At 51.4% G+C, this 18,636-nt stretch carries 20 protein-coding genes and 1 pseudogene; 14 read left to right on the plus strand and 7 right to left on the minus strand.

The features are described from left to right. A pseudogene (locus EHN13_RS23515) lies at positions 1-724 on the plus strand (multidrug transporter MdfA); the annotation flags it as partial. 26 nt (positions 725-750) lie between these two features. Here the strand turns inward: EHN13_RS23515 and EHN13_RS23520 are convergent. The 3 genes from EHN13_RS23520 to EHN13_RS23530 all read right to left on the minus strand — a co-directional run bounded on the left by EHN13_RS23520 (position 751) and on the right by EHN13_RS23530 (position 3,163). Further along, complete coding sequence (locus tag EHN13_RS23520; RefSeq protein WP_048212166.1) at positions 751-1,032, minus strand: hypothetical protein; 282 nt, start codon at positions 1,030-1,032, stop codon at positions 751-753. Positions 1,033-1,139: 107 nt separating this feature from the next. Next, positions 1,140-1,955, minus strand: a complete 816-nt coding sequence (locus EHN13_RS23525) for a Cof-type HAD-IIB family hydrolase (protein WP_048212165.1) — start codon at positions 1,953-1,955, stop codon at positions 1,140-1,142. After that, complete coding sequence (locus EHN13_RS23530) at positions 1,955-3,163, minus strand: MFS transporter (protein ID WP_048212164.1); 1,209 nt, start codon at positions 3,161-3,163, stop codon at positions 1,955-1,957. Before EHN13_RS23530 ends, EHN13_RS23525 begins: the two co-directional genes overlap by 1 nt. An 85-nt stretch (positions 3,164-3,248) precedes the next feature. On the opposite strand from EHN13_RS23530, the gene EHN13_RS23535 reads away from it, so the two are divergent. Next, positions 3,249-3,797: a TetR/AcrR family transcriptional regulator gene (locus EHN13_RS23535; protein WP_061067600.1), complete on the plus strand. Its 549-nt coding sequence runs from the start codon at positions 3,249-3,251 to the stop codon at positions 3,795-3,797. A 5-nt stretch (positions 3,798-3,802) separates the two neighbouring features. Here EHN13_RS23535 and EHN13_RS23540 read toward each other — a convergent pair whose 3' ends face one another. After that, a complete protein-coding gene (locus EHN13_RS23540) occupies positions 3,803-4,717 on the minus strand; it encodes a LysR family transcriptional regulator (protein WP_124022170.1) in 915 nt (304 codons plus the stop codon). Between the two features lie 102 nt (positions 4,718-4,819). Here EHN13_RS23540 and EHN13_RS23545 point away from each other — a divergent pair, with 102 nt between their 5' ends. Then, positions 4,820-5,734: a DMT family transporter gene (locus tag EHN13_RS23545; protein WP_101741835.1), complete on the plus strand. Its 915-nt coding sequence runs from the start codon at positions 4,820-4,822 to the stop codon at positions 5,732-5,734. Between the two features lie 13 nt (positions 5,735-5,747). Here the strand turns inward: EHN13_RS23545 and EHN13_RS23550 are convergent, their stop codons facing one another. Together EHN13_RS23550 and EHN13_RS23555 are read right to left on the minus strand one after the other, a co-directional pair. After that, positions 5,748-6,545, minus strand: coding sequence for an SDR family NAD(P)-dependent oxidoreductase (locus EHN13_RS23550; protein ID WP_124022171.1), 798 nt, complete (start codon positions 6,543-6,545; stop codon positions 5,748-5,750). 266 nt (positions 6,546-6,811) lie between these two features. Next, the gene (locus EHN13_RS23555) at positions 6,812-8,497 is read right to left on the minus strand and encodes an aspartate:alanine antiporter (protein ID WP_040233921.1); all 1,686 of its coding nucleotides are present in this window, start codon (positions 8,495-8,497) and stop codon (positions 6,812-6,814) included. A 269-nt stretch (positions 8,498-8,766) separates the two neighbouring features. Between EHN13_RS23555 and EHN13_RS23560 the strand changes: the two genes are divergently transcribed. After that, entirely contained in the window at positions 8,767-9,147 is a 381-nt protein-coding gene (locus EHN13_RS23560) for an inner membrane protein YbjM (protein WP_040233923.1), read from the plus strand. A 34-nt stretch (positions 9,148-9,181) separates the two neighbouring features. On the opposite strand, the gene EHN13_RS23565 is transcribed toward EHN13_RS23560, so the two are convergent. Further along, on the minus strand, positions 9,182-9,445 hold the full coding sequence (locus EHN13_RS23565) for a GrxA family glutaredoxin (protein ID WP_005123606.1): 264 nt from the start codon (positions 9,443-9,445) through the stop codon (positions 9,182-9,184). Between the two features lie 192 nt (positions 9,446-9,637). Between EHN13_RS23565 and EHN13_RS23570 the strand changes: the two genes are divergently transcribed. From EHN13_RS23570 to rlmC, 10 genes are all read left to right on the plus strand, one after another. Beyond that, positions 9,638-9,928 carry a YbjC family protein gene (locus EHN13_RS23570; RefSeq protein WP_048212159.1) on the plus strand — a complete coding sequence of 97 codons (291 nt, stop codon included), beginning with the start codon at positions 9,638-9,640 and terminating at the stop codon, positions 9,926-9,928. Further along, a complete protein-coding gene (gene nfsA / locus EHN13_RS23575) occupies positions 9,912-10,634 on the plus strand; it encodes a nitroreductase NfsA (protein ID WP_124022172.1) in 723 nt (240 codons plus the stop codon). Before EHN13_RS23570 ends, nfsA begins: the two co-directional genes overlap by 17 nt. Before the next feature lie 59 nt (positions 10,635-10,693). Further along, positions 10,694-11,596: a 30S ribosomal protein S6--L-glutamate ligase gene (gene rimK / locus EHN13_RS23580; protein WP_124022173.1), complete on the plus strand. Its 903-nt coding sequence runs from the start codon at positions 10,694-10,696 to the stop codon at positions 11,594-11,596. A gap of 90 nt (positions 11,597-11,686) precedes the next feature. Continuing rightward, complete coding sequence (locus EHN13_RS23585; RefSeq protein ID WP_005123602.1) at positions 11,687-12,163, plus strand: type III secretion system chaperone family protein; 477 nt, start codon at positions 11,687-11,689, stop codon at positions 12,161-12,163. Between the two features lie 430 nt (positions 12,164-12,593). Next, positions 12,594-13,706 (plus strand): spermidine/putrescine ABC transporter substrate-binding protein PotF, encoded by a 1,113-nt coding sequence (gene potF / locus EHN13_RS23590; RefSeq protein WP_048212156.1) that lies wholly within the window; start codon positions 12,594-12,596, stop codon positions 13,704-13,706. A gap of 138 nt (positions 13,707-13,844) precedes the next feature. Further along, positions 13,845-14,978 carry a putrescine ABC transporter ATP-binding subunit PotG gene (gene potG, locus EHN13_RS23595; RefSeq protein ID WP_061067606.1) on the plus strand — a complete coding sequence of 378 codons (1,134 nt, stop codon included), beginning with the start codon at positions 13,845-13,847 and terminating at the stop codon, positions 14,976-14,978. A gap of 9 nt (positions 14,979-14,987) precedes the next feature. Continuing rightward, positions 14,988-15,941, plus strand: coding sequence for a putrescine ABC transporter permease PotH (gene potH, locus EHN13_RS23600; RefSeq protein WP_124022174.1), 954 nt, complete (start codon positions 14,988-14,990; stop codon positions 15,939-15,941). Next, the gene (gene potI / locus EHN13_RS23605; RefSeq protein WP_048212155.1) at positions 15,938-16,783 is read left to right on the plus strand and encodes a putrescine ABC transporter permease PotI; all 846 of its coding nucleotides are present in this window, start codon (positions 15,938-15,940) and stop codon (positions 16,781-16,783) included. Before potH ends, potI begins: the two co-directional genes overlap by 4 nt. Before the next feature lie 59 nt (positions 16,784-16,842). Next, positions 16,843-17,331, plus strand: coding sequence for a YbjO family protein (locus EHN13_RS23610; RefSeq protein WP_048212154.1), 489 nt, complete (start codon positions 16,843-16,845; stop codon positions 17,329-17,331). Between the two features lie 41 nt (positions 17,332-17,372). Then, a complete protein-coding gene (rlmC, locus tag EHN13_RS23615) occupies positions 17,373-18,500 on the plus strand; it encodes a 23S rRNA (uracil(747)-C(5))-methyltransferase RlmC (protein ID WP_061067607.1) in 1,128 nt (375 codons plus the stop codon). Positions 18,501-18,636 lie beyond the last annotated feature (136 nt).

The raw sequence follows: 18,636 nt of genomic DNA on the forward strand, positions 1-18,636 counted from the left end.
GGAAGGCATGTTTGTCCTGTTTGCCGCGCTGGCTGCAATTGCCTTTTTTGGCCTGCAGCGCGCGATGCCGGAAACGGCTACCCGTCTGGGCGAGAAGCTTTCTATCAAAGCGTTGGGCAAAGATTATAAGCTGGTGCTAAAGAATGTGCGTTTTGTCGCAGGCGCACTGGCATTGGGCTTTGTCAGTCTGCCATTGCTGGCGTGGATTGCGCAGTCCCCGATCATTATTATCAGTGGCGAACATCTCAGCAGCTACGAATATGGCCTGCTGCAGGTGCCGATTTTTGGTGCACTGATTGCAGGTAACCTGGTGCTGGCGCGTCTGACATCCCGCCGCACGGTGCGCTCGCTGATCATCATGGGGGGCTGGCCAATCTCCGTGGGATTGATCATTGCCGCCGCGGCCACGGTTGTTTCTTCTCATGCGTATCTGTGGATGACGGCAGGTTTAAGTCTTTATGCATTTGGCATTGGCGTGGCGAATGCCGGGTTGGTGCGCCTGACGCTGTTTGCCAGTGAAATGAGCAAAGGGACAGTTTCAGCTGCAATGGGTATGCTGCAAATGCTGATATTTACCGTTGGTATTGAGCTGAGCAAACATGCTTATCTGCTGGGTGGAAACGGCTTGTTCAGTCTGTTTAATCTGGCCAGCGGTGTGCTGTGGCTGATTCTGATGGTTATCTTTCTGAAAGATAAGCGGGTAGGGAATTCCCGGGAAGGTTAAAGCCCGGTTTCCGGGCTTTGCAATCATTAGTGATGGTCATCAATCTGATGCTCAATGACCATCCCTTCACCTACGCTGGCAACATGACGCGCATACGGATGTGCGCGGTAAACAGGGGCTGGAGTGGCTGCCGGAGCAACATAAACCGTTTGCGGGGCAGTAGCGACACTGACCGCCTGCGGAACATTGACGGAAGAAGGAACAACCACTACTTTGTATCCGCTTGGTACATCAACGGTAACATTCTGTGCAAATGCTGTTCCTGCAAATCCCAGCAACACTGTTGCCATCAGTACACTTTTCTTCATAATCTGCTCACCTGAAATATTCACTGGAAGTAATAATCCAGTGGGTTAATTTGAGGCGGATTATGAATAGATCATGCCATCATTTTGTTGCCGTCTGTGCTGAGGCGTTAATGTGTAAACGGTGCTTCATTGTTTAACACGCGGTCGATAATATCCAGCACGCCCTCTTCGTTATTCGAACCCGCGCGATATTTCGCCGCCTGGATAACCGGCTCATGGGCGTTGGCCATTGCAAAACTAAATCCTGCCTGGCGCAGCATCTCGATATCATTTCCGCCATCGCCAAACACGACAACCTCATCGTTGGTAATATTCCAGCGTTGTTGCAGCAGGCGTAGACCGTTGGCTTTATGAACACCCGGAATAATTAAATCGATACTGCCGTATCCGGTATGCACCGGTACCATAATGTCGCCAATCGCCTCATGAAGATCTGCCTGCACCTGGGGAATGCGATCGTCGGAGATATTCAGGCCAAATTTGAAGAATACATCGTTGATGTTGTCGAAGTTATCGACAAACTCAAGACGGTGATAATACATGGCAGAGATGGATTTATGCTCATCGCTGTACTGCTTCAGGGTGTAGGCACTGTTTTTACCACAGGCGATAATATCAACGTCTGCGCGGGTCAGCAGATATTCTACGATGGTCTGGAAATCGTCTTTTGCCAGTTCACCGTTAAAAATATCTTCCCCTTCGCTGACCACCCAGCCACCGTTTTCCGCCACAAATGAGATTTCATTGGCCAGTTCGGGAAAAAAAGAGATCAACTGGTAATACTGATTGCCGCTGGCGACTACAAAGCGGATCCCTTGTGCTTTCATTTGACGGTACTGCGCCATAAACCGCTCGCGGTTATAGGTCTTTTGGTCACTTAAAAACGTACCGTCCATGTCTACTGCAATTAACTTGATACCCATTAGCCGTTCTCCATCACAGTGGTATTTTTGACATCCGGTTTAGCCACAGCCTTCGCTACGATGGCTGCGACAAGCACCAGCGCCAGCACAACCAACATGGCGCTGCGCAGGCCATAGTGTTCACCCAAATAGCCCAGCAGCGGCGGACCTACCAGGAATGCCAGATAGCCAGTAGTCGCAACAACGCTCACGCGGGTTGGCGCATCAGGGCCGGTATCGCTGGCGGCTGAAATGGTCAGCGGGAAGCCGAGAGAAGCCCCTAGCCCCCAAAGGATCACCGAGACACCTGCCACCCATGAGCTGTCGACAAAAATGATCAGGCTGATACCGAGCGCGCCCATCAGTGCACTGGCGCGTACTACTGCCACACGGCTGTAGCGGTCGATGAACCAGCCACCGGTGAAGCGCCCGACGGTCATACCGAGCGTAAAGCCGGCATAAATCAGCGATCCGGATGTCGGGCTAAATCCATGTCCATCAACCATCAGTAATGGAAGCCAGTCGTTGGCGGAACCTTCGGCAAATGCCATTGCGAGCACCACGACGCCAATCAGCAGCAACTGCATATCGCGATAGAATGGCAACCCTTTTTCAACGGCGTGCGAACCGTCAGTAGCATTCTTACCTGTGCCGTCGGGGATAGCCTTAATAGCGATAAAAATAGGGGTAATAGCCACCATCGCCGCCAGCAGAATATGTGCTGTCGCGGGGACGCTGACGGCGGTAAGTACCATGCCAACACCTGCGCCAGCCAGCGTTCCAAGGCTGTAGAAACCATGCATCATCGGCAGAACAGTTTTGTTCATTTCACGCTCAACCGCTGCACCTTCGACGTTGATAGCCACTTCTGCCGCGCCAAAACTGGCGCCAAACACGCACAGACCAAACGCAAACAGCCAGGCGGAATGCAACCATAATGCGAGGCTGAGAATTGTCATTCCCAGAACCGCGCATGACATGGTGGCGCGGATGACGTTGCGTGTGCCAAATCGTTTCACCAGCCAGGCCGAACAAAGAATGCCACTCATCGAACCAATTGAGAGTCCAAACAGCACCGCACCCATTTCGGCGGTAGAGATGGAGAGAATATCTCTGATGGCAGGGGTACGCGTTGCCCAGGAGGCCATTAATAATCCTGGTAAAAAGAAGAACGTGAACAGCGCCCAGGTGCGACGTCTTAAGGCTTTGCGTGATGAGATGCCAGTCATGAATTCGAGCCAAAGAAAAGAGGGAAGAAGACAACATTAGCAAGGTTGTGTACATTTGTACACAAATGCAAGAAGAGGTAAAGCAGTGCGACGCGCGAACGACCCACAACGACGGGATAAAATAGTCCAGGCCACGCTGGATGCGGTTATAATCCATGGTATTCATGGGGTTACACACCGGAAAATCGCCATGATTGCCGAGGTGCCGCTGGGCTCAATGACCTATTACTTTTCGGGAATAGATGAGCTTTTAATGGAGGCATTCGAGCGTTTTACTGACACCATGTCTGTGCAATATCAGGCATTTTTTGCCGGTGTTGAAAATGCGCCACAGGCCTGCCATGCGATTACCGATATGATCTATAGCTCTCAGGTCACAACGCCTGACAACATGGAGCTTATGTATCAGTTATATGCCTTCGCCAGCCGTAAACCGGCGCTAAAAACAGTGATGCAAAACTGGATGCTACGCAGCCAACAAACGCTGGAGCAGTGGTTCGAGCCGGTAACCGCACGAGCGCTGGATGCATTTATTGAAGGGATGACGCTGCATTTTGTCACAGATAAAAAACCGCTCTCGCGGGAAGATATTCTGGTGATGGTGGAGCGTATTGCCGGATTACCTCAGAGATGAAATCATTAAAATGGTTTGTCGAGGCGGGTAACGGCCTGACGTAAAAAATCAATGACTTTCATCGCCACAGGCGTCCACGGACGGGCGGCTTTTTTTACCGTCCCGACATCCATATAAGTAATAAAATCATCAATCGTTCTGTGCATGACGCGCAGACCATCCAGTGACCACGGGCGATACACCAGGTCGGATAAAATGGTTATTCCTCTGCCTTTTGCAACCAGGCTTCTTATTGCTTCAAAAGAGTTGCTGCGAAAACTGATATTGGGCGTATAGCCACGCTGCTGCCAGTAATCGATGATTACGTCAGGGTACTTATCGGTTTCCAGCAGTAAAAATGGTAGCTTTTCGACGTCTATTAAACGGATCGATGCCCGGCTCTGTAGCGGATGCCCAATAGACGTCCACAGGCGGCGCTGTGAACGAATGAATGTTTCGATCTCAAGGTCGTTATCATGGCTGATATTTGAGGTCAGAAGCAGGCAAAAATCGACCTTTTGTTCCCGTAGCGCCTGTACCAGTTCCGGTGCAGTAGCTTCATAAAATACGATCTCCAGCAAAGGGAAACGTCGTTCAAGATCGTTGAGTATATCCGGGATGAGATAGGCTGAGAGCGTTTCGGCAATGCCTATGCGCACCGTGCCGGTGAGAATTTCACTCCTGTCATGCAGGGCGTCAACAGCCGAGTGGCTACTGTTGATGATGTTGCAGGCATGTGCCAGAAAGCGCTCGCCCTCGGCGGTGAGCTTCACGCCTTTGGGGTAACGTACAAATAGCTGCACGTCTAATGATTCTTCCAGATTCCGCATGGCAATGGTCATTGATGACTGAGAAATATGGCAGCGCGCAGCAGCTTTGGAAATTTGTAATGTTTCTGCAAGTGCGATGTAAAACTCAAGTTGCCTTAGCGTGAATTTCATAGTTTTAATCTATGCACATGGATGAAAACGTTATATTAGCATTCATTCTCACGCCGCCGTAGCCTTGTGGTCATACCGTACAACTGACAATAAGGCGCAAATATGCCCTATCTTTTACTCAGTCTGGCTGCCTGTTTTTGGGGCGGCAACTATGTGGTCGGCCATATATTGGTTGCCGAAGTTAATCCCATCGTTTTATCAGCAGCACGCTGGGTATTTACCGCATTGCTATTGATGGCGCTTTATTTCCGACAGATCGCCATGCAGTGGCCAGCGATGAGAAAATCCTTTGGTACTATCGTCTTCCTCGCGCTTTGTGGTCAGGTTCTTTTCCCCTTAACGTTATATATCGGCCTGCAATATACAACCTCGCTCAATGCCGCGATTTATATGTCCACCACACCGGCACTCGTTCTGTTAATCAATAAGTTCTTTTTTAAAGAGCGGATCTCTGCGCGAAATATAGCAGGTGTGCTCCTGAGTACCGTTGGTGTTATCTGGCTGGTGTCGCAAGGCGGGTTGATGCACGCACAGGTATTGGAACATCTCAATCGGGGCGATGTCTGGACCATGGGGTCAGCGCTGAGTTGGGCTGTTTATTGTGCCTTTCTACGCGTTAAACCGTGTGAGGTGAAGGGAAACGCATTTGTTGCCGTGAGCGCGTTGTTAGGTGCGATTGTACTTATTCCGGTACTGGCTCTGGCGTTGATACGCAATGGTATGCCGGGCTGGAATAGCTATGCAAATACAGGCGTTATTACTGGGCTGGCATACCTTGTTATTTTTCCTTCCTGGCTGTCATATCTGTTATGGAACAAAGGGATTAGCGCCATTGGCGCAACGCGCGGAGAGATCTATTCACACTTGATTCCACTGAGTGGCGGATTATTTAGCGTGATGTTTATGCACGTCACTCTGCATTCATATCATCTGGTGAGCGCGTTGGTTATTATGTGTGGCATAGCATTGTGTTCCCGCACGAGTGCAAAAAAAAGCTCGCAGCAGCGCACGGCGTGAAAGAGCGGGTAAATTAGCTTACGGTTGCGCCCCCGGTAATATTTACCACCGTAGCGGTCATTGCTCCGGCATGGTCTGAAGCCAGAAAGGCTGTAACCTCAGCGATTTGAGCAAGCGTAGGCAGGCGTCCGAGCATGGTGCCTTGCGCCGCGCCCGCTAACCATTGATCGACGGTTAAACCCATTGATTGCGCTTTAGCGGTGAAAATCTCCCCGGTATAGGAACCGGCCGCTACCGCGTCCACAATCGCATGTGAGCGCACGCCGACGACTCGAACATTTGCCGGTCCCAGTTCGCTGGCGAGCGCTTTAATAAAAGCCTCTGTTCCCGCACAGCCGACGATGTGCCCCAAATGCCCAGGTATTGCCATCGGGGCCACGGGCGCGACAACGGTGAGAATAACGCCCGCTCGATTGCCGCCCATGTGCGGCGTTACGGATTTTGCGATATTGAACTGTGCCGAGAGGAAAGGAGTGATACCGCTCATAAACTCAGAGAGGGCTAATGCCTCGATGCGCTTGCCCTGTTCATGCATAAAGCCGGTCGCGTTAACCACCACATCAATTCCACCGATTCGCTGTACCAGGCGGGTAACTTGTGTTGAGGTGTCGTGCTCGTCGAGCACATCGGTGATAAACGTATCGACAGTGCCACCCGCCATTCGCAGGCGACTGGCTGCCCAATCAAGCTTTTCCTGACGGCGTGCGCCCAGGTACACATGGGCACCTTCGCGCGCCATGGTCTGCGCAACCGCACTACCAATAGCCCCGCTGCCGCCGAAGATCACCGCGACTTTGCCTGCGAGTAACATAGCAACCCCCATCACCATTTAGCACCGAGTAAAAGTATGTGCCATAACCGGCATGCTGCAAATTTGGGGAGGAATTTCGGGGGAGGAGGGAGGGAGTTAAAATCCAGGCAACAAAAAACCCATCAACCTTGAACCAAAACGGCGGGGTTGATGGGCTCCACAAATTGGGGACATCAAAGAAAAGCAGTGGCAATAGTTATGACTGACGCCTTTAAGAAAAGTTCTGCTTACCTGCAAAAAATTTTCATTAAAAGCAAAAAACAGCTCTAACCGATGCCGGGCCAGATGATGACGATGAGTGTCCCCGCCAGCGTCAACAGAACGTTAGCAATCGCGTATGTGCCCGCATAGCCTAAAGCAGGAATGTTGCTGCGCGCAGTATCGCTGATGATTTCCATTGCTGGCGCACAGGTACGCGCCCCCATCATCGCCCCGAACAGCAGGGCCCGGTTCATGCGCAATACATAAGCTCCAAACAAGAAACAGATGATCACTGGAACCAGGCTGACAATCAGACCCGAAATCAGCATCTGGCCACCCACTGCGCCGAGGCCATTACCAATGCCGCTACCTGCGCTTAAACCGACACCAGCCATAAAGACCATCAGGCCAAACTCTTTGACCATGTTCAGCGCACCTTGAGGAATGTAGCCAAACGTTGGATGGTTAGCACGCAGGAAGCCCAGCATGATCCCGGCGAACAACAGTCCAGCCGCATTTCCAATGCCAAAGCTGAAATTACTGAACTGGAAAGTTATCATCCCGATCATCAGGCCGATGATAAAGAATGCGCAGAAAGCAAGCAGATCGGTGACCTGGCTGTGAATGGAAATAAAGCCGATACGATCGGCAATGGTTTTCACACGGCGCGCATCGCCACTGACCTGTAATACATCGCCTTTATTAAGTACGACGTTGTCGTCAATGGGCATTTCGATCTGGCTGCGGATCACGCGGTTCAGGAAGCAGCCATGGTCAGTCAGCTTCAACTGGGCCAGACGACGACCTACGGCATTGTGGTTTTTCACCACAATCTCTTCGGTGACGATACGCATATCGAGCAGATCGCGATCGAACACCTCTTTACCGTTACGGAAGCTGGGGTCGAGGCGAGCATGTGCATCCGGATAGCCCACTAAGGCAATTTCATCGCCCATTTGCAGCACTGCGTCACCGTCCGGGTTGGCCAGAATACCGTTGCGGCGGATACGTTCAATATAACAACCAGTCTGGCGGTAGATGCCCAGCTCGCGCAGATTTTTCCCGTCAGCCCATGCAACCAGCTCTGGACCGACACGGTAGGCGCGGATCACCGGTAGATAAACCTTACGGTTGGCGTCAGTGTCCAGCCCGCGCTCACGCGCAATTTGTTGGGCGCTGGTTTGCAGATCCTGATGCTGCAGTTTTGGCAGATAGCGCGCACCCACAATCAGACTGACCAACCCAATTAAATAGGTGAGGGCGTAACCCAGACTCAGGTTATCAAGGGCGGTGGATAGCTGTGTACCTTCCATCCCTGAATGGCGCAACGTATCGCCCGCGCCGACCAGAACGGGCGTAGACGTCATTGAACCAGCCAACATGCCTGCCGTCAGGCCGATATCCCAGCCAAATAGCTTACCCAGTCCCAGGGCGATCAGCAGCGCGCTACCGACCATCACCAGTGCAAGCATCAGGTAATTTTTCCCATCCCGAAAAAAAATCGAAAAAAAGTTGGGACCGGCTTCCACCCCGACACAAAAAATAAACAGCATAAAGCCAAGATTTAATGCGTCAGTGTTAATACTAAAGTGCTGCTGACCTAATAATAGGGAGACCACTAAAACGCCAATGGAATTACCGAGTTGGACTGAACCCAGGCGTAATTTACCCAGACACAGGCCCAGAGCCAGGACCACAAATAATAACAGGATGTAATTCCCATTTAACAAATCTGCGACGTTTATATTCACGGAGGCTAACTTCTTGTTTACTAGTAAGCTATTGAAAGAAATGGCAATTTACGCTAATGTTTTTGCCAGAAATTAAGGGGCGACAGCATCGTACACAGCCCCAAATAATGCAGCATGACAATATATGCGGCTAGTTTAATCTCATTACGTATCAACGGCTATAAGAATCGTGTGGGTGTGTTTTTGGCATGGAATGCCGAGTAACTTTATCTGACTGGACGCCTGCGGGCGAAAAGAGTGTTCGATAGAGAAGATGTCAGGAGGAACGATTGAAACATAAGCAAAGTTGGGCGGGTGCGATCTGCTGCTTTGTGCTCTTTATTGTAGTGTGTCTTTCATTAACGCTGAATATGAAAGGCGCATTTAGAGCGGCTGGGCATCCTGAGGTCGGGTTATTGTTTTTTATACTGCCTGGCGCTGTGGCAAGCTTTTTCTCCCACCGTCGCGAGGTGCTCAAACCCCTTCTTGGTGCAATACTGGCAGCGCCGTGCTGCTTGTTACTGATGCGGTTCGTTTTTATGCCGACGCGTTCGCTGTGGCAAGAGCTGGCATGGCTGTTCAGTGCAGTGTTTTGGTGTGCGCTTGGGGCATTGTGTTTTTTATTTATCAGTAGCTTATTCAACCAGCGTCAGCGGCGGAAAAAAAACTGATTACGCCCTCCAGCGGAGGGCGTAGAAACAGCTATCAGGCGAACAGATTCATATTCTCTTTTGCCCACGCTTCAAAATCCGTGCAGCCGCCGATGTGTTGTTGATCAACGAAAATCTGCGGAACGGTCTCAACTGGCTTTCCTACCGTTTTTTCCAGATCTGCTTTAGTAATACCTTCGGCATGGATATCAATGTAGCGGAAGTTAAAATCGTCATGCTCATTGCTTAATTTTTCTGCTAATTCTTTTGCGCGCACGCAATACGGGCACCCTGGGCGACCAAAAATAACGGCAAACATCTCTATCTCCTCGAACTTATCAGGCCGGATGGCGAATGTTGTTATGATGCCGCGATTTGTGACGGATGGAAAGCAGGTTCAGCCTGTTGCTTTGATATCCTTAGTCTATGCCTTCGTTTTTCAATCCGCATTTTTGTTAAACATGGGCTGTCGGAACGTTTTACACTAAGCGCCATTTATCGGGAGGCACCTATGCGCACAGTGGGCGTGTTACCCAAAAGCGTATTGATTCTGGAAATCATCGGGATGGTTTTGTTATCGCTGGCGCTGCTGTCGCTTAACGATTATCTCACCTTACCCGCACCGCTGAACGGGCCATTGGCCTGTGTGGTAATGATATTTCTGGGTGTACTGTTAATGCTTCCCGCCGCGGTGGTGTTGATGTTGCGCATTGCGCAACTGTTGGCACCGCAGCTGATGTCGCGTGCTCCCGACGCTTCTTCCCATTCAGCCAGAGAAAAAAAAGATGACGCCAACCATTGATTTACTTTGCAGCCACCGTTCCATTCGCCATTTCACCGATGAAAGTATTTCGGACGCACAGCGTGAGGCGATCATTGCTGCCGCTCAAGGGACATCAAGTTCAAGTTTTTTGCAGTGCACGACGATAATTCGTATTACCGATCAAAGTCTGCGGGAGTCCCTGGTGACCTTATCCGGCGGACAAAAGCATGTCGCACAGGCCGCCGAGTTCTGGGTTTTTTGCGCCGATTTTAATCGCCATTTGCAGATTTGCCCCGATGCGCAACTGGGGCTGGCTGAGCAACTGTTGCTTGGCGTGGTTGATACGGCGATGATGGCGCAAAATGCGCTGACAGCGGCTGAATCGCTGGGACTTGGCGGTGTGTTCATTGGCGGTCTGCGCAACAATATTGAGCCGGTAACGGAATTACTGACGCTGCCGAAGCATGTTTTGCCACTGTTTGGTCTGTGTCTCGGCTGGCCTGCGGATAACCCGGACATCAAGCCCCGGCTGCCAGCAACACTGGTGGTGCATGAAAACCATTACCAGCCGCTCGATCAGGATATTTTGTCGCAATATGATGAACAGCTTGCGCAATACTATCTGACCCGTGGCAGCAACACGCGTCGCGATACCTGGAGCGATCACATTCGCCGCACCATCATTAAAGAAAGCCGTCCCTTTATCCTGGAATATTTGCATAAACAGGGGTGGGCGACGCGCTAAAGCGTTTAACCCGGTGTATGATACGCCAGCTTTTACCAGGTCTTTTAGAGAGGTGCAGGGTGAAAATTGCCATTTTGTCCCGGGATGGAACGCTCTATTCTTGCAAACGCCTGCGTGAAGCAGCGATGCAACGCGGTCACCTGGTAGAAATTATCGATCCCCTTTCTTGCTATATGAACATTAGCCCGGCAGCGTCTTCTATCCATTATAAAGGCCGCCAGCTTCCCCATTTTGACGCGGTCATTCCAAGAATTGGCTCAGCCATTACCTTCTACGGTACGGCGGCATTACGTCAGTTTGAGATGCTGGGTAGCTATCCGCTGAATGAGTCAGTAGCGATTACCCGCGCACGCGATAAGCTGCGCTCGTTACAACTGTTGGCGCGGCAGGGAATTGACCTGCCCACTACCGGAATAGCCCACTCGCCGGATGATACCAGCGATATGATTGATATGGTCGGCGGTGCGCCGCTGGTGGTGAAGCTGGTGGAGGGGACTCAAGGGATCGGTGTGGTATTGGCCGAAACGCGCCAGGCCGCAGAGAGCGTAGTGGATGCATTTCGTGGTCTGAATGCCCATATTCTGGTCCAGGAATATATCGAAGAGGCGAAGGGGCGAGATATTCGCTGTTTCGTTGTGGGTGATGAGGTGGTCGCGGCTATTGAGCGGCGGGCCAAAGAGGGCGATTTTCGTTCTAATTTGCATCGCGGCGGAGTTGCCACGATTGCCAATATCACGCTGCAGGAAAGGGACATTGCGCTTAAAGCTGCCCGCACGATGGGGCTTGATGTTGCTGGCGTCGATATCCTGCGTGCAGAACGCGGACCGCTGGTTATGGAGGTCAACGCCTCTCCAGGGCTGGAAGGCGTGGAGAAAACCACAGGGATAGATATTGCTGCGCGGATGATCCAGTGGATCGAGCGCCATGCTACTCCTGAATTTTGTCTTAAAATCGGCGGCTAAACGCAATATCGATAGCGATCGTGGTATGACACGGTCTTTTTGCGTAAGCTGTGCCGGTAATTTTTTCATCAATAGAGGTCGCACATTATTATGACATCACTGGTCGTTCCCACTCTGGATACGTTGCGTCAATGGCTCGACGACCTGGGCATGAGTTTTTTTGAATGTGATACCTGTCAGGCGCTGCATCTACCGCACATGCAGAACTTCGATGGCATTTTTGATGCAAAAATTGATCTGGTGGATAACGTCATTCTATTTTCCGCGATGGCGGAAGTCAGACCTTCAGCGCTGCTGCCGCTGGCCGCCGATCTATCCGCTATCAATGCCAGCTCACTGACGGTAAAAGCCTTTCTGGATATGCAGGATGATAATCTGCCAAAACTGGTGGTTTGCCAGTCTTTATCCGTGATGCCGGGTGTGACGTTTGAACAGTTTGAATGTTTTGTGCGTCAGAGCGAAGAACAGATATCGATGGTGATCCTTGAAGCGGGGGCACATCAATTGTTGTTTAATGCCGAAGAAGACGGGCAAAACGGCAATGCAGAGGTTCATTTCCTCCATTAATCGTTCCTGATTTTGGGTATTTATAGCGCAGCCGCTGCCAGAGCGGTTGCGTATTTCACGTTTTTATTCTGCATTTAACCTTTTCTTAAAGAATTATTCACTTCGGTTCCGCCCCTTCCGCTTTACGTCATAGACAAAACCTGCATAAAAAATTGATAAAAGACGTTTTTTTATCTGGGCTATATCCTCGAATCCTGGCTAAAGTTATTCTTGCAAGGCTTGTAAACGCCACCGTTCAATTTGCCTATTATGAGCTATCTGTAGCTGTATGCATGTTGAATAAGTCAGCGGATATCAGCGAGCAATAGCGGCGGGGAGAGAGACCTCTCTTTCATTGATGCCGCATGAAATAATATGCACGTTTCTTGCATATCATTAGAGTGTGACTTTTTTGTTCGTTTGTTAACGAACTTTCAGAAGGAAAGAGATTATGACCGCCTTAAATAAAAAATGGTTATCAGGCCTGGTTGCAGGTGCTCTGATGGCCATCTCTGCCGGCACGCTCGCTGCTGAACAAAAAACACTGCATATTTATAACTGGTCTGACTATATTGCTCCGGACACGGTGGCTAATTTTGAGAAAGAGACCGGCATTAAAGTCATTTATGATGTATTTGACTCCAATGAGGTGCTGGAAGGTAAGCTCATGGCTGGCAGCACCGGTTTTGACCTCGTTGTCCCGTCAGCCAGTTTCCTCGAACGGCAACTGACCGCGGGCGTTTTCCAGCCCCTGGACAAGAGCAAACTGCCAGGCTGGAAAAACCTCGATCCTGAACTGCTGAAACTGGTGGGTAAACACGATCCAGACAATAAGTTTGCTATGCCGTATATGTGGGCAACCACCGGTATTGGCTACAACGTAGATAAAGTTAAAGCGGTGCTCGGTGCGGATGCGCCGGTTAACAGCTGGGATTTGATCCTCAAACCGGAGAATCTGGAAAAACTCAAAAGCTGCGGTGTCTCTTTCCTCGATGCGCCTGAAGAAGTGTTTGCTACTGTGCTGAACTATTTGGGTAAAGATCCAAACAGTACCAAAGCGGATGATTACACCGGGCCGGCAACCGATTTGTTGTTGAAACTGCGTCCGAATATCCGTTATTTCCACTCCTCGCAATACATTAACGATCTGGCAAATGGAGATACCTGTGTAGCGATTGGCTGGGCAGGGGATGTATGGCAGGCGGCAAACCGTGCGAAAGAAGCGAAAAATGGCGTCAATATTTCCTTCTCGATTCCCAAAGAGGGGGCGATGGCGTTCTTTGATGTGTTCGCGATGCCTGCAGATGCGAAAAACAAAGACGAAGCCTACCAGTTCCTTAATTACCTGCTGCGCCCTGATGTGATTGCGCATATTTCCGACCACGTGTTCTACGCCAATGCGAACAAAGAAGCGACGGCTCTGGTTAGCCCGGAAGTTCGTGATAACCCGGGTATCTATCCGCCAGCGGACGTGCGCGCCAAACTGTTCACACTGAAAGTACAGGATCCGAAGATCGATCGTGTACGCACCCGTGCCTGGACGAAGGTGAAAAGCGGGAAATAACCCGATGTTCGGGACATGACCCGGCGGTGCTTGTGCCTGCCGGGGATGTCGCGATCCCGAACACACAAAACCCGGCAATACGCACCAATAAGGTGCGTTATTTGCACTGTTTCTTTATTTATGCCGGAGAGCACTTGAGTGAATGATGCAACCCCACGCCCACAAGCGAAAATCCGCAAGGCGCTGACCCCGCTGCTTGAAATTCGCAACCTGACGAAGTCATTTGACGGTCAGCACGCCGTCGATGACGTCAATCTCACTATCTACAAAGGCGAAATATTTGCCCTGCTGGGTGCGTCCGGTTGTGGTAAATCAACCCTGTTGCGGATGCTGGCGGGATTTGAACTGCCGACTACCGGGCAAATCATGCTGGACGGTGTCGATCTGGCGCACGTTCCACCTTATCTGCGCCCAATTAATATGATGTTTCAGTCCTACGCCTTGTTTCCGCATATGACTGTCGAGCAGAACATTGCCTTTGGTCTCAAGCAGGACAAGCTGCCGAAAGCGGAAATCGCCAGCCGGGTGAATGAGATGCTGGGACTGGTGCACATGCAGGAGTTCGCCAAACGTAAGCCGCATCAGCTTTCAGGCGGTCAACGTCAACGCGTGGCACTGGCCCGGAGCCTGGCCAAACGCCCTAAGCTGCTGTTACTGGATGAACCGATGGGCGCTTTGGATAAAAAACTGCGCGACCGCATGCAGCTGGAAGTGGTTGATATTCTTGAGCGTGTAGGGGTGACCTGCGTGATGGTGACGCACGACCAGGAAGAAGCCATGACCATGGCGGGTCGTATAGCCATCATGAACCGCGGGAAATTTGTGCAGATTGGCGAGCCGGAAGAGATCTACGAGCACCCGACCACCCGCTACAGCGCTGAATTTATCGGTTCGGTAAACGTTTTTGAGGGACTGCTAAAGGAGCGTCAGGAGGACGGTTTGGTGATTGATTCTCCGGGGCTGGTGCATCCGCTAAAAGTGGATGCTGATACTTCCATCGTCGATAACGTACCGGTGTATGTCGCGCTTCGTCCGGAAAAAATCATGCTCTGTGATGCCCCTCCGCCGGATGGCTATAACTTTGCGGTGGGTGAGGTGGTGCACATTGCCTACCTGGGTGATTTGTCTGTGTATCACGTGCGTTTAAAAAGCGGCCAGATGTTGAGTGCCCAGCTGCAAAACGAACATCGCTATCGCAAGGGGCTACCGACCTGGGGTGACGAGGTACGTTTGTGTTGGGATGCGGACAGCTGTGTGGTGTTGACGGTTTAAGGAGTAAAGATGAGTACACTTGAACCTCCGGCACGTGCCGAAAAAGCGAGCCGTTTCACGCTGTATATGTCGCAGTTGCAAATGAAACATGGTCGCAAGCTGGTGATCGCGTTGCCGTATGTGTGGCTGGTTCTCCTGTTTTTATTGCCGTTTCTGATTGTCTTTAAGATTAGCCTGTCAGAAATGGCACGGGCGATACCGCCGTACACTGACCTTATGGCATGGGCCGATGGTCAGCTATCTATTACGCTCAATTTAGGTAACTTCCTGCAGTTGACGGACGACCCGCTCTATTTCGATGCTTACCTGCAGTCTTTGCAGGTAGCGGGGATTTCGACGATCTGCTGTCTGTTGTTGGGGTATCCACTAGCGTGGGCGGTGGCGCACAGCAAACCCTCGACGCGCAATATTTTGCTGTTGCTGGTGATTCTGCCTTCCTGGACCTCTTTCTTGATTCGCGTGTACGCCTGGATGGGGATCCTGAAAAATAACGGGGTGCTGAACAACTTTCTGATGTGGCTGGGCGTTATCGATCAGCCATTGACGATCCTGCATACCAACCTGGCGGTTTATATTGGCATTGTTTATGCCTATTTGCCCTTTATGGTGCTGCCGATTTATACCGCACTGACGCGCATTGACTATTCGCTGGTGGAAGCTGCGCTGGATTTAGGTGCCCGACCATTAAAAACCTTCTATAGCGTGATCGTGCCGTTGACCAAAGGCGGGATTATCGCTGGCTCAATGCTGGTGTTTATCCCGGCGGTAGGGGAATTTGTTATTCCGGAACTGCTTGGGGGGCCGGACAGCATTATGATCGGCCGCGTGTTATGGCAGGAGTTTTTCAATAACCGTGACTGGCCGGTGGCGTCTGCGGTTGCCATCATCATGTTGCTGTTACTGATTGTGCCAATCATGTGGTTCCATAAGTATCAGCAGAAAAGCGTGGGGGAACACGGATGAATAACTTACCGGTTGTCCGCTCGCCGTGGCGGATCTTTATCCTGGTCGTGGGGTTTACGTTTCTGTACGCCCCCATGCTGATGTTAGTTATCTATTCTTTTAACAGCTCGAAGCTGGTGACGGTGTGGGCGGGGTGGTCAACACGCTGGTACGGTGAACTTTTCCACGATACTGCAATGATGAGTGCCGTCGGCATGAGTTTAACGATTGCTGCCTGTGCTGCGACGATGGCGGCGATCCTCGGCACCATAGCTGCCGTGGTGATGGTGCGTTTTGGCCGTTTTCGTGGTTCGAATGGTTTTGCCTTTATGATCACCGCGCCGCTGGTTATGCCGGATGTCATTACCGGTTTGTCGCTGCTGCTCCTGTTTGTGGCGCTGGCGCACGCCATTGGCTGGCCAGCGGATCGCGGTATGTTGACCATCTGGCTGGCGCACGTCACCTTCTGTACGGCGTATGTAGCGGTGGTGATTTCCTCGCGTTTGCGCGAACTGGATCACTCCATTGAGGAAGCGGCGATGGATCTTGGCGCGACGCCGCTGAAGGTCTTTTTCGTCATTACGCTGCCGATGATTATGCCGGCGGTCATTTCCGGTTGGTTACTGGCCTTTACGCTATCGCTGGATGATTTGGTTATCGCCAGCTTTGTCTCTGGTCCTGGGGCCACAACGTTACCGATGTTGGTGTTCTCCAGCGTACGTATGGGGGTTAACCCGGAGATCAACGCACTGGCGACGCTGATCCTTGGCGTGGTAGGAATTATCGGATTTATCGCGTGGTATCTGATGGCGCGAACAGAAAAACAACGGATACGCGATATCCAACGTGCAAGACGCGGCTGAAAAAACTAAAATCTGCCAATCTGTCTATACGGCGCAGCTGTGGTGGTTGCGCCGTTTTCATGGAAGACGACGCGTTGGGATTTTTTAAGAAATCATCCACATCACATGCCCGCTTAAACGTCCCTGCTTTGGTGCAGGTGGCGGCGCTGGCTATCATTATGATCCGCTGTCTCGATCTGTTGATGATTTTTAATACGCTTGGGTTTCGTGGAACCAGTGAGTTTATTCATCGCAGTGTGCAGACCTGGAATTTGACGCTGGTATTTCTGGGCAGTCTGGTGCTGCTGTTTATCGAAATTTTCTGCGCATTTTCGCTGGTCAAAGGACGGAGCTGGGCCCGCTGGATCTATCTGCTGACCCAGATTATCGCCAGCGTCTATTTGTGGGCAGCTTCGCTGGGCTACGGATATCCGGAACTGTTCAGTATTGCGGGGGAGTCCAGACGCGAAATCCTGCATACGCTGGTGATGCAAAAATTGCCGGATATGCTGGTGTTGCTACTGCTTTTTGTTCCTGCGTCCAGCAGGCGGTTCTTCCGCTTGCAATAACGTGTATAATTTTGGCCCCCGGTTAATTTGTAGGTTTTTGTATGCAGTGCGCACTTTATGACGCCGAACGCTGTCGCTCCTGTCAGTGGATAGCACAGCCTGTCGCCGATCAACTCTTCGCCAAAACAGCCGATTTGCAAAATCTGCTGGCCGATTATCCGGTCGGTGAATGGTGCGCGCCGGTCAGCGGCCCGGAAAGCGCTTTTCGTAATAAAGCTAAAATGGTGGTTAGCGGCAGCGTGGAGAAACCGCTGTTGGGCATGCTGCATCGTGACGGTACGCCGGAGGATTTGTGCGACTGCCCGCTTTATCCTGAGTCTTTTGCGCCCGTGTTTGCCACACTCAAACCGTTTATCGCCCGCGCGGGGCTGACGCCCTATAACGTGGCGCGTAAACGCGGGGAGCTGAAGTATCTGCTGTTAACGGAAAGCCAGTTTGATGGCAGTATAATGCTGCGTTTTGTCCTGCGTTCCGACGCGAAACTGGCACAACTGCGCGCGGCGCTACCGTGGCTGCAGGCACAGTTACCGCAGTTAAAAGTCATTAGCGTTAATATCCAGCCTGTGCATATGGCGATTATGGAAGGGGAGACAGAAATCTTCCTGACCGAACAGCAGGCACTGGCCGAACGTTTTAACGACGTACCGTTGTGGATACGCCCGCAGAGTTTCTTCCAGACCAACCCGGTAGTGGCGGGGCAGCTATATGCCACGGCGCGCGACTGGGTACGCCAGCTTCCGGTTAATCACATGTGGGATCTGTTTTGCGGCGTTGGGGGTTTTGGTCTGCACTGTGCTACACCGCAAATGAAACTGACGGGGATTGAAATCGCGCCAGAGGCGATTACCTGCGCGAAGCAGTCTGCGCAGGAGCTTGGGTTACAGAACCTGCATTTTCAGGCGCTGGACTCAACTCAGTTTGCTACCGCTCAGGGCGAAGTACCGGACCTGGTGCTGGTGAATCCACCGCGTCGGGGAATTGGCAAACCGCTGTGTGATTTTCTTTCCCACATGGCACCGCGTTTTATCATTTATTCCAGCTGTAATGCGCAAACCATGGCGAAGGATATTCGTGAGTTGCCAGGGTATCGCATTGAACGCGTCCAGCTTTTCGATATGTTTCCGCACACAGCACACTACGAAGTGTTGACGCTGCTTACTCGGCGATAAATGGCATGCCTGATGGCGCTTTGCTTATCAGGCCTACAGGTTGTTCGTCATTCGTAGGCCGGATAAGGTGCTTGCACCGCATCCGGCAAATGCAATATGCGAAAAAAAAGCCCGTACTTGCGTACGAGCTCTTTCT

The sequence above is a fragment of the Citrobacter youngae genome (assembly GCF_003818115.1).
GTDB classification, from domain to species: Bacteria; Pseudomonadota; Gammaproteobacteria; order Enterobacterales; family Enterobacteriaceae; genus Citrobacter; species Citrobacter youngae.